At 42.0% G+C, this 14461-nt stretch carries 11 protein-coding genes; 10 read left to right on the forward strand and 1 reads right to left on the reverse strand.

Features of this window, described 5'->3' with window-relative positions; all coding sequences use genetic code 11:
* Positions 1-316 precede the first annotated feature (316 nt).
* Positions 317-970 (reverse strand): fructose-6-phosphate aldolase, encoded by a 654-nt coding sequence (fsa, locus tag H710_RS01535; RefSeq protein WP_041849101.1) that lies wholly within the window; start codon positions 968-970, stop codon positions 317-319.
* Between the two features lie 538 nt (positions 971-1508).
* Between fsa and H710_RS01540 the strand changes: the two genes are divergently transcribed.
* From H710_RS01540 to ispG, 10 genes are all read left to right on the forward strand, one after another.
* On the forward strand, positions 1509-3746 hold the full coding sequence (locus H710_RS01540; protein WP_041849102.1) for a primosomal protein N': 2238 nt from the start codon (positions 1509-1511) through the stop codon (positions 3744-3746).
* Positions 3747-3876: 130 nt separating this feature from the next.
* The gene (locus tag H710_RS01545) at positions 3877-4509 is read left to right on the forward strand and encodes a hypothetical protein (protein ID WP_041849103.1); all 633 of its coding nucleotides are present in this window, start codon (positions 3877-3879) and stop codon (positions 4507-4509) included.
* 258 nt (positions 4510-4767) lie between these two features.
* On the forward strand, positions 4768-5352 hold the full coding sequence (locus H710_RS01550) for a F0F1 ATP synthase subunit delta (RefSeq protein ID WP_041849104.1): 585 nt from the start codon (positions 4768-4770) through the stop codon (positions 5350-5352).
* Complete coding sequence (gene atpA, locus H710_RS01555) at positions 5352-6887, forward strand: F0F1 ATP synthase subunit alpha (protein WP_041849105.1); 1536 nt, start codon at positions 5352-5354, stop codon at positions 6885-6887. The genes H710_RS01550 and atpA overlap by 1 nt, the downstream gene beginning before the upstream one ends.
* 16 nt (positions 6888-6903) lie before the next feature.
* Complete coding sequence (locus tag H710_RS01560; protein ID WP_041849106.1) at positions 6904-7812, forward strand: F0F1 ATP synthase subunit gamma; 909 nt, start codon at positions 6904-6906, stop codon at positions 7810-7812.
* Between the two features lie 20 nt (positions 7813-7832).
* Entirely contained in the window at positions 7833-9443 is a 1611-nt protein-coding gene (gene atpD / locus H710_RS01565) for a F0F1 ATP synthase subunit beta (RefSeq protein ID WP_041849107.1), read from the forward strand.
* A gap of 47 nt (positions 9444-9490) precedes the next feature.
* Complete coding sequence (gene atpC, locus H710_RS01570; protein WP_041849108.1) at positions 9491-9907, forward strand: ATP synthase F1 subunit epsilon; 417 nt, start codon at positions 9491-9493, stop codon at positions 9905-9907.
* Positions 9908-9931: 24 nt separating this feature from the next.
* Positions 9932-11542, forward strand: a complete 1611-nt coding sequence (locus H710_RS01575) for an MFS transporter (RefSeq protein ID WP_041849109.1) — start codon at positions 9932-9934, stop codon at positions 11540-11542.
* Between the two features lie 28 nt (positions 11543-11570).
* The gene (locus H710_RS01580) at positions 11571-12572 is read left to right on the forward strand and encodes an HlyD family secretion protein (protein WP_041849110.1); all 1002 of its coding nucleotides are present in this window, start codon (positions 11571-11573) and stop codon (positions 12570-12572) included.
* 541 nt (positions 12573-13113) lie between these two features.
* Complete coding sequence (gene ispG, locus H710_RS01585; protein WP_041849111.1) at positions 13114-14370, forward strand: flavodoxin-dependent (E)-4-hydroxy-3-methylbut-2-enyl-diphosphate synthase; 1257 nt, start codon at positions 13114-13116, stop codon at positions 14368-14370.
* Positions 14371-14461 lie beyond the last annotated feature (91 nt).

Raw genomic sequence — 14461 nt, forward strand, 5'->3', positions numbered from 1 at the left:
CTTAGTGTTCTGGCAGCAGTGCAGAATAGGGTTCGCCTTTGTGAATTGGTTCACCTTTGTCGGGTTTCAAGGGAGTGCAACTAGAGCTTTCAAGAATTTGGCGGCAAAGAGTTAAACGCACAAAGCGTAGTAACTAAGCTTGAAAAGTCGTCTTAAAGATCTTTTGATCTGTTTGTTGCATCGATAAAGAAGGGTGTTAACTTTTGTAGGTTCTAATCAATCCGTATTATAAAATGACTACTATGTGTATAGAGTTCTCAGGGCTTGGAAGGCAAGTTTGAGAGCAGGGTGTGGTAACAAAGCGTGCGGGTATTTTTTAAGCGATCTTTTGGCCCGTTTTTGCCCAATCCGTTAAGAATGTTTGCAAGCCTTTATCGGTTAAAGGGTGTACAGCCAGGCTTTTTAAAACTTTGGGAGGAACGGTTGCAACATCTGCACCACTTAAAGCGGCTGCTTTCACATGGGTTGTTGTGCGAATAGAAGCAGCTAAAATTTGTGTTGCAAATCCATAAGTATCATAAATAGTACGAATTTCATGAAGCAGGTCTATGCCATTTGTGCCACAATCATCAATTCTACCAATAAAGGGGGAAACAAATGTTGCCCCTGCTTTAGCCGCAAGCAAAGCTTGAGTAGCAGAAAAACATAAGGTGAGATTTGTTTTAAACTCTTGTTCGCTAAGGGCTTTACACGCTTTTAAACCATCGAGCGTTATGGGCAGTTTGATGCAAATATTATTAGCAATTTTTGCTAAAACCGCAGCTTCTTTCATCATGGTGTCAAAGTCGGTTGCTGCAACTTCAGCAGAAACAGGCCCTTCGACCAGGGAGCAAATTTCTTGTATAACCTCGAGAATATTGCGCCCAGATTGCAGGATAAGAGAAGGATTGGTGGTGACACCATCGACCAGACCTAAATTTTGTAATTCTTGGATATCTTCGCAATTGGCGCTATCCACAAAAAATTTCATTTCCGATCTCCTCTGTTATGAAAAGCTTTTATACTAAAAGTTTCTAATGATTCACCTTATTTACATTATGCGCTATTGTTGCACGAAAAAACAAGGGATGAGTCGATAATAGATATGCGGAAAAGTCTATGAAATTGATTTAAAAGCAAGTGTAGGGAAAAGCCTGTTATCCAGGATCACTCAAAAATTTCTCAAGGATCACGTAGGATTGCTTAAAGGGAGGCCCCAAGAGTAGTTTAAGGGGTGAAAAGTCGCATAAGAGTAGCCCAAAAGGCAGCCTTGTTCAGGATTATGAATAATTTTAAGCTGATTTTTTCTTTGTAAATTGAAAGAAAATAAGAAAGGGTGAAAGCAGATGGTCTACCAAAGATTAAAGAGTATTTTGCTTTCGCTTCTTATATTGCACGCTTATCATTATTGGGGGCATCTTTTGAGGATCTGATCAGGATTAGCAAGTATGTTGAAAACTAAAGAGTCCTGAGATCAGATAAGGTGCATATGTAAGACTAAACTGAGTGAAAAGATAAGCTATAACAAAATGCAGGAACAAAAGGTGAAATCAAACGGACCAGAAATAAAGAGTGTTTCGGTTTTGGTGCCACTTCCTGTGCCTCACGCGTATCATTATAGGGTGCCGTCTTCTCTGACGGTAGAGGTTGGTTCTTTTGTTCGGGTTCCTGTTGCGGGGCGGACTCTTTGTGGTTTTGTCGTTTCGCTTGATGAGCAGACTTGTGAAAATGAACAGGAGGGGTGTTCTGTTTTCCCAGATAAATTGCGCTTTATTGAGTGTGTTTTTGATTGTCCACCCTTAAAGGCTGAAATGATCGCTTTTCTGCGTTTTGTCAGCGACTATACGATGACACCTTTTGGTCTTGCCGCGCGGTTGGTTTTACGTGTCCCGGCAGCGTTAGAGCGCGAAGAGCCAATGATGGGGTTGCGTTATTGTGGTGGAGAGGTGCATCGCTTAACACCAGCACGATCGCGTGTTTTAGAATTGGCACGCAAGGGAATGGTGTGGACACGTTCTGGTCTTGCGCATGCAGCAGGGGCCTCTGTTTCGGTGGTTGAGGGGTTAAAGGAACTTGGTGTTTTTGAAGAAGCACCGATACCGGTCTCTCCCCTTGTGGCAACGCCTGACCCTAATTATTGCTCACCCGTTTTGGAAGATGCGCAAAAATCAGCAGCTGATTTTTTGCAACAAGGGGTATTGTTAGCAAAATTTCAGGTATTTTTGCTAGATGGGGTGACGGGGTCAGGGAAAACAGAAGTTTATTTTGAAGCTGTGGCGCAAGCGTTGAAGGGCGGTAAGCAAATTTTAATTTTGCTGCCAGAAATTGCTTTAACACAACAATTTTTAGATCGGTTTTACGCGCGTTTTGGTACGGCAGTGGCTGAGTGGCATTCAGATTTAGCCCAGCGTCATCGTGAACGTGTGTGGCGTCAGGTTGCAGAAGGGAAAATCCGTGTTGTTGCTGGGGCCCGTTCGGCGCTTTTTTTACCATTCTCAGATCTGGGATTAATTGTCGTTGATGAAGAGCATGATAGCGCTTATAAACAGGAAGAGCGGATTTTTTATCATGCTCGTGATATGGCGGTTGCACGTGGCTCTTTTGAGCCATGTCCTGTTATTTTGTCTTCAGCAACACCTTCAATTGAAAGCCAGGTCAATGTTTTGTGGGGGCGCTATCAACGGGTGCATTTGCCATCGCGTTTTCGGGCGGCAGCATTACCGCAACTGCGGGTGGTTGATATGCGTCAAGGGGGAGTGGAAAAGGGGCGTTTTATTTCTTCCGCTCTTGAGTATGCGCTTAGACAAACTCTTGAAAAAAGAGAGCAGGCTCTCCTTTTTCTCAACCGGCGTGGTTATGCTCCTTTAACATTATGCCGGATTTGTGGGTATCGTTTTCATTGTACGGAGTGTTCAAGCTGGCTAGTCGAGCACCGGTTGCAAGGGCGCTTAAAATGTCATCACTGTGGCTATCATCAACCTATTCCTGAGGCCTGTCATGAGTGTGGAACTCTTGATCATTTGGTAGCGTGCGGACCTGGGGTGGAGAGAATTGCTGAGGAGACACAAGGGTTGTTTCCACAGGCGCGGCTGCTGATTTTGTCGACAGATTTAAAAGGTGGGATTAGCCAGTTACGAAGTGAGTTGGAAGCTATTGCTAACAGGGATGTTGATATTATTATTGGGACGCAATTAGTGTCTAAAGGGCATCATTTCCCAGGGCTCTCTCTCGTTGGGGTGGTTGATGCTGATCTAGGGCTTGCCAATGGTGATTTGCGCGCAGGGGAGCGTACGTTTCAGCTTTTGTCTCAGGTAACGGGGCGTGCAGGGCGTATGGGCTTAGAAAGTTTGGGATTGTTGCAAACTTATCAACCGGACCACCCAGTGATGAAAGCTTTGCTTTCACAACAGCGTGAGGATTTTTACACGCGTGAGCTTGCAATGCGAGAGCAGCATCATTTGCCCCCTTATGGGCGATTTGCTTCTTTGATTGTGTCGTCAAAAAATCGCCAAGCAGCAGAAAATTATGCGCGTGTCTTACGCCAGGCGGCCCCTGCTGTGCACGATGCTTCCTTGGGGGCATCTTTAATGGGGCCAGCAGAAGCCCCGTTGGCCCTTGTGCGTGGACAATATCGTTTTCGGCTTCTTTTGCATGGGAAGCGTTCTTTTGATGTGCAAGGGTTTATCCGAGCCATGCTAGTGCGAGCTACCAAGAGGCCAAGTTCAGTTCGGGTGCAAATTGATATTGATCCACAAAGTTTTTTATGAAAAAACATAAAATACGCGTTTCTTTGTGAGTTAAAATAAAAGTTTTTTAAATAAAAGGCTCTGTGAGAATAAAAGATACTGTCTTGGATAAAGCGTATTTGCAGATAGGATATTTTGCGGGGGGTGGTTTGTGAAGAAAATCATTATTTATTTTATTTTGAGCGTTGCTTGGCTTTTAGGCGCAAGAGCATACGCATCGGTTGCAGATATCATTAAACATGATGAAACAAAGGAAATGCACAGCATTGATACGACCGTTTTTGCTTTTATCTATCAATTAATGCGCAAAACAGAGAAAATTTTTCAGCCTATGATTGCTGCTCCGCAAGAAACAATGCAATCTCTGTGTGGTTTTCCAGTGCTGTATGCGCGACAAGTCATTTATGATTATGCAGTTTTTCATGATGATAAACTTGCACAAGATGTGATGATTTTTAGCAGAGCATTAAGTCTGCGTGGCACACAGATAGTTGGGCCGTTAACTACACAAATTTTACAGCATTTACGTGCCCATCGTGATTTGATGGAAAGGATTCATAGGCTTGATCTTTCCGCAGATGTTGTACAAGCTCTTTTAATGGATGAAACTTTTAAGGTGGATTTGTTATTGTCTAAGGTGGGAGCAGAGATTACTGCTACAGTTTTTGATACGTTTCACACAGGGGATACAGGAAAATTGGATAATTTGTCTGATGAGATCAAAATAGGACTGCAAAAACGCTGTGTGTCTGTTTCATCATTTGAAGATTTTAGGGATCAATAATCATCAATATACAAATTTCCCAATATTTATGATATTGAAAAGGGTTGTGAGGGAGGATCTGAAGAAGAATTTAAAAGAATTTGCGATTATTTGTCTAAAACTTTCAAAAGCATTATTGCGAGTCAGTTATGTCTATGCTAGAGACAAAAAAGTCTTTTTATTCTGAATTTTAAGAAAAAGTTCTTGAAGTCTGGAATCTGTGGTCCATTTCATTTGGTCAAGCTCAGGGAGCTTCTTAAGGGAAAGAGGCGAGATTTCGTGTCTAATTCATTTTCTCTTCCACCACTTTCGTTGATGAATCAGCGCTATGCACACGCATTGTTTGATTTAGTTCAGAAAGAAGGCTATATTGGAGATGTGGAAAAAGCATTAGCGTCTTTTCAAGTTATTTTAGAGCAAGATAAAGCCTTAAAACACTTGGTGAAGAGCCCATTTTTCTCAGTAAAAGAGCAAGTTAAAGCGGTTTGTGCTGTTTGTGAAAATCTTGGGTTGGCTCATAAAAAGACAGGGCAGATACTTCGTAATTTTTTATGTGTTGTTGCTGCTAACCGTCGGCTTTCCGCTTTATCTGGTATTTTACAAGCTTTTCAGCGTCGTGTTGCCCTTTCTCGTGGAGAGGTGTCGGTGCAGGTTATTTCTGCGCATCCATTGGATGCTGACCAAAAAAAGGAATTATGCGTGGCTTTAGAAAGTGTTATTGGAGGAAAAGTTATGCTTCACTTATCTGTTGATCCAACGATTCTCGGTGGACTTATCGTTCGTTTAGGATTGTATCAGATTGATACGTCCCTTGCGGCGCAATTATCTTCCCTTAAGCTTGCATTGAAAAAAGAGGTTAGCTGATGGACATTAGACCGTCTGAAATTTCAAAAATCCTAAAAGAGAAAATCAAGAACTTTGATCAAGAGGCTGAATTTTCAGAGATTGGTTGGGTTTTATCTGTGGGGGATGGTATCGCCCGCGTTTATGGTTTGGATAATGTTCAAGCGGGTGAAATGGTTTCTTTCTCTAACGGTGTTCAGGGTATGGCACTGAATTTGGAAATGGATAATGTTGGGGTTGTGATTTTTGGATCAGACCGTGATATCCGCGAAGGGGATACTGTTAAACGGCTTGGATCCATTGTTGATGTTCCCGTTGGTCCTGAATTGCTTGGGCGTGTTGTTGACGCATTGGGAAATCCCATTGATGGCAAGGGGCCATTAAATGCAAAAAATCGTCGCCGTGTTGATGTGAAGGCGCCTGGTATTATTCCACGTCAATCTGTGTATGAGCCAATGTCAACAGGTTTAAAAGCTATTGATGCTCTTATTCCTATTGGGCGTGGTCAGCGTGAGTTGGTGATTGGTGACCGTCAAACGGGAAAAACAGCCATTTTGCTTGATACATTTTTGAACCAAAAGCCTTTTCATGAAAATGAAGCTGGAAGCGATCAAGATAAAGTCTATTGTATTTATGTTGCTATTGGTCAAAAACGTTCAACGGTGGCACAATTTGTTAAAGTTTTAGAAGAGCGTGGCGCTTTAGATTATTCAATTATTGTTGCGGCGACAGCTTCTGATCCTGCTCCGATGCAGTTTATTGCCCCTCTTGCTGGGTGTGCTATGGGAGAATATTTCCGTGATAATGGTCAGCATGCTTTGATTGGTTATGATGACCTTTCAAAACAGGCGGTGGCTTATCGTCAAATGTCTCTTTTGCTGCGTCGACCGCCTGGTCGTGAAGCTTATCCAGGGGATGTGTTCTACCTGCATTCTCGTCTTTTAGAGCGGGCTGCAAAGTTAAATGCTGATAATGGCTCTGGGTCTTTGACTGCGCTACCAGTGATTGAAACACAAGCCAATGATGTTTCTGCTTATATTCCTACGAATGTGATTTCGATTACGGATGGTCAGATCTTCTTAGAAACCAATTTATTTTATCAGGGAATTCGCCCTGCTGTGAATGTTGGTTTATCTGTGTCACGTGTTGGTTCTGCTGCGCAGATTAAAGCGATGAAACAGGTTGCAGGGTCGATTAAGGGTGAGTTAGCACAATATCGAGAAATGGCTGCTTTTGCTCAATTTGGTTCAGATTTGGATGCTTCAACTCAGCGTCTTTTAAATCGTGGTGCACGTTTGACAGAGTTGTTAAAGCAACCGCAATTTTCGCCTTTGAAAACAGAAGAACAGGTTGTTACTATTTTTGCTGGTGTGAATGGGTATCTTGATGCGTTGGCAGTTTCTGATGTTGGTCGATTTGAGCGCGGCCTTTTGGCTCTTTTACGCAGTGACCATCAAGAGCTGTTGAATGCGATTGCTAATCAGAAGCAAATCACAGATGAGCTTAAGGGTAAGTTGGTAGCGATCCTTGATCGTTATGCAAAGAATTTTTCTTAATTGGTGGAATGCTTGAATGGCGTCGCTGAAGGATCTAAGAGACCGTATCGCCTCGGTTAAGGCAACACAAAAAATTACCAAAGCCATGCAAATGGTTGCAGCAGCAAAGTTGCACCGTGCGCAAGAGGCGGTGGAGGCAGGGCGTTCTTATACGCGGCGTATGGATGCTATTGTCACCAATATCTCTAAAGATGTAGACCTTGTTGATGCTCCACTGTTAATGCGTGGTACAGGGAATGACCATGTGCATCTTTTGGTGGTTTGTACGGCTGAGCGTGGTTTGTGTGGAGCTTTTAATACGCAAATTGCACGTCTCGCGCGTGAGCATATTCACAAGCTTCATGCTGTAGGTAAAACGGTTAAAATTTTAACTGTAGGCAAAAAGGGAGCAGATATTTTACTGCGTGATTTTAAATCCTTGATGATTGATCATGTTGATTTGCGGTCTGTAAAGAAAATTGGTTTTGCTGAGGCAGCAAAAATCAGCAAGCAGCTTATTGATTTATTTGATGAGGGTGCTTTTGATGTCTGTACGCTTTTTTATTCTCGATTTGTTTCAGTGATTACTCAGCGTCCAATGGCTTTGAGTTTAATTCCAGCAGGGCAAAGCTCTACTGATGAAGGACAAGGTTTTGCTGATCAACTAGAAAATTGTGAGGCTTCGCAATCGGCTGTTTATGAATATGAGTCTGATGTAGCTTCTCTTTTAAATGATCTTATTCCACGTCATATTTCTGTACAGATTTTTCAGGCATTACTTGAAAATGTTGCTGGTGAAATGGGAGCAAAAATGAGTGCTATGGATAATGCATCGCGCAACGCGGGTGAAATGATTAACAAGTTGACAGTGACCTATAATCGTCAGCGTCAGGCGCAGATTACCACAGAATTGATTGAAATTATTGCAGGTGCTGAAGCGCTTTAAATATTAGAAGGTAAGGATTGATGGCAAAAGAAGCGACGTCGAAAAAAGAGGCATCGAAAGTTGAAGCAAAGAAACCAGCTGCTCGTTTGGGCGCAAAGACAACGGTTTCGAAGCCTGCAGAAAGCGCAAAGGTTTCTCAAAGCGTGAAGAATTCTCTTAGTCGCACGGATTCTTCTTTTACTCAAAAAGGGGGTAAAGGAGCGGTTGGTGAAATTAAGCAGGTAATTGGTGCTATTGTTGATGTGCAATTTGAAGGAGAGTTGCCTAATATTCTCAACGCATTAGAAACAGATCGTTTGGGCAATCGGTTGATTTTAGAAGTTGCGCAGCATTTAGGTGAAAATACAGTGCGCACCATTGCTATGGATACAACGGATGGTCTTGTGCGCGGCCAAAAGGTATTTGATACAGGAACGCAGATTTGTGTGCCAGTTGGGGAAGCAACGCTTGGCCGTATTATGAATGTGATTGGTGAGCCTGTTGATGAGGTAGGTCCTATAGTGACGACGAAAACACGCTCCATTCACCAGAAAGCTCCTGAATATATTGAGCAATCAACCGAATCAGAAATTCTTGTTACCGGTATTAAAGTTGTTGACCTGTTAGCGCCTTACTCGAAAGGGGGTAAGGTTGGTCTCTTTGGTGGGGCTGGTGTTGGTAAGACTGTTTTGATTATGGAATTGATCAACAATATTGCAAAAGCTCATGGTGGCTATTCAGTCTTTGCTGGTGTGGGAGAAAGAACACGAGAAGGCAATGATCTTTATTATGAAATGATCGAAAGCCGTGTGAATGTAAACCCGAAAGAAAATGATGGTTCAACCAAGGGGTCCAAATGTGCGCTTGTTTATGGACAAATGAATGAGCCACCAGGGGCGCGTGCACGTGTTGCTCTTTCTGGTTTGACCATTGCAGAAAATTTCCGTGATGAAGGCCAAGATGTGCTTTTCTTTGTGGATAATATTTTCCGTTTTACACAAGCAGGTTCAGAAGTTTCCGCTCTTTTAGGGCGTATTCCTTCAGCTGTAGGATATCAGCCAACTTTAGCAACAGATATGGGTGCTTTGCAAGAGCGTATTACCAGTACCAAAACAGGGTCTATTACGTCTGTTCAAGCAATTTACGTTCCCGCTGATGATTTAACCGATCCTGCACCTGCAACATCATTTGCACACTTAGATGCGACAACAGTTCTTTCTCGTTCCATTGCGGAAAAGGGGATTTACCCTGCTGTTGACCCGCTTGATTCTTTTTCGCGCATGTTGGATCCATTAGTGGTTGGTGAAGAACATTATGCAGTTGCATGTCAGGTTCAAACGATTTTGCAGCGTTATAAAGCTTTGCAGGATATTATTGCTATTCTTGGTATGGATGAATTGTCAGAAGAAGATAAATTGCTGGTTGGACGGGCGCGTAGAATTGAACGTTTTCTTTCACAGCCGTTTCATGTAGCTGAGGCCTTTACGGGTTCACCTGGAAAGCTTGTATCCTTAGAAGATACCATCAAAGGCTTTAAAGGTTTGTGTGCAGGTGACTATGATTATTTACCAGAAGCTGCTTTTTATATGGTTGGTTCCATCGATGAAGCCATTGAAAAAGGAAAACGTTTAATGGCAGAAGCGTCTTCGTAAGAAGGGCTTTGTAGTGAATGTTTATGTAAAGAGAACAAGAGGTTCCTGTGGAAGATAAAAGAGCAGAGCATTTTTTATTCGAACTTGTTTCGCCTGAAAAACTTGTTTTTTCAGAAAAAATTGTGTCGGTTGTTCTGCCTTCGGCTTCAGGATATCTAACAGTTATGGCAAATCACGCACCTTTAGTGGCAAGTCTTATCCCGGGAAGTGTTCGTGTTGTATCTTCTTCTCGGGAATGGTTATTTGCTGTTGGCGGAGGGGTGGTTGAAATTACGCTTTCACGCTGTTCTCTTTTGGCTGAATCGGTTCTTGCTGTTGATCATTTTGCTTTTGAAGAGCTTGAACAACATATTATGAATGTTCGGGCAACATTAGAAAATGCTTTGGGTGAGAGAACTGGCCACACAGCGGAAGATTTTTTACATCAATTAACAAGAGTTTGTGGTGTATCAACAAGTGCATAACAGATATTGATAGGAAGAACAGATATGCACGGCAAGGGGAGCGCGGTTGTATCTGAGGGAGCTAAGTCTTCTTTGGGTTTTGGTGCTGTTTTTGCTGAGCCTTTGCCTAAATGCTTTGTGTATATTTTTGCCTCTTTTATTTTGCAATGGGCCTGTGGCCTTGGGGCGAATATGATTCAGTCCAACATTGGTCAGCTTGCTGGCGATTTTCACGCAACATTGCCTGAGATGACATGGTTGGTCGCTGTTTATATGGCACCTAATGTCAGTGTGACGATTATGTTGGTGAAAATCCGTTATCAGTTTGGGTTGCGGGCTTTTGCTGAGTTATCGATCTTGGGATTTGTTCTGGTTTGTGCTTTGCAATTATTGGTCACGGATCTGCGTTCAGCGCTTATCATTCGCTTTTTTTCTGGAATTGCCGCTGCTCCTATGGCCTCATTGGCATTTATCTATATGATGGAGGTCTTTGTTCCCGAGAAAAAATTCACGATTGGTTTGAGTTTAAATTATATGAATGCAGCTTTAGCGGTTCCTTTGTCGCGTTTAATTTCTCCTCATTTGATAGAAAATGGTGGATTTTCTGGTCTTTCCGCTATGGAAATGGGGCTTGTCTTAATCAGCTTGGGGTGTATCTATTTTCTTCCACTTGCACCTGTTGCGCGCAGCAAAGTAATTACCAAGCTTGATTGGGTGAGTTATGGTTTGATTGCGTTTGGACTTGGTTTAAATGCTATCGTTATGTCGGTTGGCAAGCTTTACTGGTGGTATGAGACACCTTGGATCGGTTGGGGGTTAGCGCTTGCCGTTTTATTTTTAAGTATTGCAGTTATACTTGAGCTTAATCGAGACAATCCATTGATTGATTTACGCTGGCTTGTCAGTAAGGAAATGCTGCAGGTTGTTTTGGTGTTATTGGTTTTTCGAATTTTTTTATTAGAACAATCCACTTTAGCAGCAGATTTTTTTAGTCTTTTTGGTTTGTTAAATCATGATATGGCGCCTATGTATGTCGCTATCACTATCGGAACTCTTTTAGGAGGAGCGGTCTGTGTCTTTTTTTTACGTGCAGGGCGCGAAGATTATTTTTATCTTGTGTCTGTAAGCTGTTTGGCACTTGGGTCTTATTTAGACAGTTATGTGAATGAATTAACTCGTCCAGTTGATATGATGGTGAGTCAAGGGCTGATAGGTTTTGGCTATGCTCTCTTTTTGCCACCTGCTCTTTTTAATGGGTTTGTGACAGCGAATGCACGGGGTCCTCGTTATGTTTTGAGTTTTATTGCTGTTTTCTTGCTAACACAGGTAACAGGTGGACTGATGAGTGCAGCCTTTTTCGGTAGTCTGCAATTTCTTTTTGCTCATAAGCATTTTGAATTCTTAACGCAGAATATTATGATAACGGATCCGCTTATTGCCAATGAGATTGATAATAGTATTCTGAGCATGGGTGATATACAAAGCGTATCTAGTTTGATTGAGCATCTTAAATTGACAGCCAATATTTTGGCTTATGATGATGTTTTTCGGCTTTATTTTTATATTGCAACTATTGTATTGGTTATTTTCATTGTCAAAATATTTTATAGATCACGCTTTTTTGCACTTTGGAGGAAAATCCAAAAAGCAAGATAATAATATCCGTGAAGAAAAGTAAACAAAGATGATCCGGGCATTACGGTCAAAGTCGACAAGTGTCGCATTTATATCAGGTATTGTTGGGATTCTACTGATTTTATGGGCTTGGCAACTTCCGCCATTTGTAAGTGCAATTCAGGTCACGAATAATGCTGCAATTAAGGGAAATGTGACACCGATTAGTTCGCAGATCTCTGGAGTAATTGCACGTATTCATGTGCAAGATTATCAAAGGGTTGAAAGGGGACAAGTTTTGTTTGAATTGGATGATGCTGTTTTTCAGCAACAGTTAGTTCGAGCAAAGGCAAACCTTGATTCAAAAAATACAAAACTTGCACATATTCTATTAAAGGTTGAAGCTCTACAAGAGGAAATTAAGATAGCAGAAGCTGAGCTTGCTCATCTTCAAGAGGTATTGGCTTCTAAGTCTCAAGTATTAGACACTAACAAACCGTTTCATACAGTCCCTTCTCTTTCACAATCGTTGGCGACACTTGAAATGAAATATCAATTGCAAAAACAACTCGATCTTGAACAGCAAAGTTTGCAATTTGATATTATGGGAGCACGCGCTGGAGTTGAATTAGCAGAGCTTAATCTTTCTCATACGAAAATTATCTCTCCTGACACGGGTTATATTGGGTTGGTTGGTGTAAAGGTGGGGCAATATGTTATGCCGGGGACGCAGTTGGTCATTGTCATTTCTGATGATATTTGGATTCTTGCTCACTATAAGGAAACACAATTGTCTCGTATGCGTGTTGGGCAACCTGTTGTTTTTTCTGTTGATGCGTTAAATAATCAAAAATTAACGGGTCGTGTGGTGAGTTTTGCTCCTGCAACGGGTTCGGAATTTTCATTCTTAAAAACAGATAAGGCGATTGGCAATTTCATCAAAGTTGCTCAGCGTGTTTCTGTTCGCATTGCTTTGGATCCGGAGCAATCGAGAATTGATCGGCTTATCCCTGGGATGTCTGTGGTGACCTATGTTGATACTGCCGCGCAAGCCACGTCTCTAGAAGAATGATCCTCTGTCCCTGTTGATTCATATTAAGGAGTTGATCCATGAAGGGTTAACCTATTTTGTCTATCCATATCAAAAGTTGATTTATCAAGACACCAAGATATGTGATGATCGATCACGTATGCTTGAGTTTTATCCCCCTTTAAGGCTTTTCTTATGGTCTTTTCTCTTTTCTATTCCAAGAGAAGGATGGTTCTTTATTGCTGTGTTTTAAACAGTTAGATATGTTATAAAAAATCGTTGTTGTTGTGAGAATACCAATGGTTAATTTCTGTGTGCTTATTGTTTAAATGTACGGTGCATTTTTAATTTTTGTCTTCTTGCATCAAGGGTATAAATAAAATAGGTGTGTAGCTTTACTTGTTCCTAATTGAGGCTGTTGCGTGAAGGTCATAAATAATGAGTGATCACTCCAATCTATTTTTGAAATAGACATGATAGCTATTGCCGTGAGAGATAGTTATAAAAATGGGGTTATAAGAATTGCCATAAAAATAATGTGAAGGAGTCATGAGGATTAGAGTTTGGGAGCGATGAGGAGCTAATGAGCACGGCCTATTATTTATCGAAGCTTTCAGAACGTCGCCGGTCTGTTGCGGTGATGGTTGGGGATGTAGGGGTTGGCGGTGATCATCCAATTGTTGTTCAATCTATGACCAATACGGACACGGCTGATATTGATGCCACGGTGATGCAAGTCAGTGCACTCTGGCGTGCAGGGTCGCAATTGGTGCGGATAACTGTTGACCGTGATGAAGCCGCCGCCGCTGTTCCTAAAATACGGGAGAGGTTAGAACGATTGGGCATTTTTGTTCCTTTGGTGGGAGATTTTCATTATATTGGGCATAAGCTTTTGGTTCAGCATCCTGCATGTGCGCAAGCGCTGGCAAAATATCGGATTAATCCTGGCAATGTCGGTTTTGGTACCAAAAAGGATCAGCAATTTAGTCAGATTATTGAGATTGCTTGCCAGTATAATAAACCCATACGCATTGGGGTGAATTGGGGATCTTTAGATGAAGCGTTGTTGACGCAGCTTATGGATGAAAATGCACAACAAGAAAAGCCTTTATCAACGGCAGAAGTCATGCGGGAAGCTGTGATTCAGTCTGCGCTTCATTCAGCTTTTGCTGCTGAAAAGATGGGTTTGAGACGGGATAAGATTATTCTGTCAGCAAAAGTAAGCGATGTGCAAGATCTCATTGCTGTATACACTCTCTTAGCGAAGCGTTCTGACCATGCCCTTCATGTTGGATTAACGGAAGCAGGTATGGGAACCAAGGGAGTAGTTGCTTCTTCTGTGGCTTTGGGAATTCTATTACAGCAGGGAATTGGAGATACGATTCGCATTTCGCTAACCCCTGAACCAGGGGGAGATCGTACTCGAGAAGTCAAAGTATGCCAAGAGCTTTTGCAAGTGATGGGATTTCGGCAGTTTATGCCTGTGGTTGCGGCATGCCCTGGATGCGGGCGGACAACCTCGACGGTTTTTCAAACATTGGCGCAAAGAATCGAAGCTGATTTACGTAAAAATATGCCAATTTGGCGTGAAAAATACCCTGGGATTGAATGCTTAAAAGTGGCTGTTATGGGCTGTATCGTCAATGGACCTGGGGAATCAAAACATGCTGATATTGGTATTTCCTTACCTGGAACAGGAGAGTTGCCAGCAGCCCCTGTATTTATTGAAGGAAAAAAGGTAAAGGTGTTGCGTGGTCACCATATTGCAGAAGAATTTGAAGAGATTTTGAGTAATTATATCCATACTCGCTTTGGACAGCATGAATACAAAAGGGCTTAAGAAGAGCTCAATCAGAAGATAGAAGATTGCTTTAACGTGTTAGCTCTTATCACCATTTTGGTATGTTAGTTTTGGTCGCACATTTTTTTAG

Origin of the sequence: Bartonella bacilliformis Ver097 (genome assembly GCF_000709795.1) — a bacterium.
In the GTDB taxonomy this organism is placed as follows: Bacteria; Pseudomonadota; Alphaproteobacteria; order Rhizobiales; family Rhizobiaceae; genus Bartonella; species Bartonella bacilliformis_A.

What these genes read in the sequence shown, in the direction of transcription:
- H710_RS01560 (WP_041849106.1), top strand. Translation starts at nt 6,904, where the DNA reads ATGGCGTCGCTGAAGGATCTAAGAGACCGTATCGCCTCGGTTAAGGCA.
- H710_RS01540 (WP_041849102.1), top strand. Translation starts at nt 1,509, where the DNA reads ATGCAGGAACAAAAGGTGAAATCAAACGGACCAGAAATAAAGAGTGTT.
- ispG (WP_041849111.1), top strand. Translation starts at nt 13,114, where the DNA reads ATGAGCACGGCCTATTATTTATCGAAGCTTTCAGAACGTCGCCGGTCT.
- H710_RS01580 (WP_041849110.1), top strand. Translation starts at nt 11,571, where the DNA reads ATGATCCGGGCATTACGGTCAAAGTCGACAAGTGTCGCATTTATATCA.
- atpD (WP_041849107.1), top strand. Translation starts at nt 7,833, where the DNA reads ATGGCAAAAGAAGCGACGTCGAAAAAAGAGGCATCGAAAGTTGAAGCA.
- fsa (WP_041849101.1), bottom strand. Translation starts at nt 970, where the DNA reads ATGAAATTTTTTGTGGATAGCGCCAATTGCGAAGATATCCAAGAATTA.
- H710_RS01575 (WP_041849109.1), top strand. Translation starts at nt 9,932, where the DNA reads ATGCACGGCAAGGGGAGCGCGGTTGTATCTGAGGGAGCTAAGTCTTCT.
- atpA (WP_041849105.1), top strand. Translation starts at nt 5,352, where the DNA reads ATGGACATTAGACCGTCTGAAATTTCAAAAATCCTAAAAGAGAAAATC.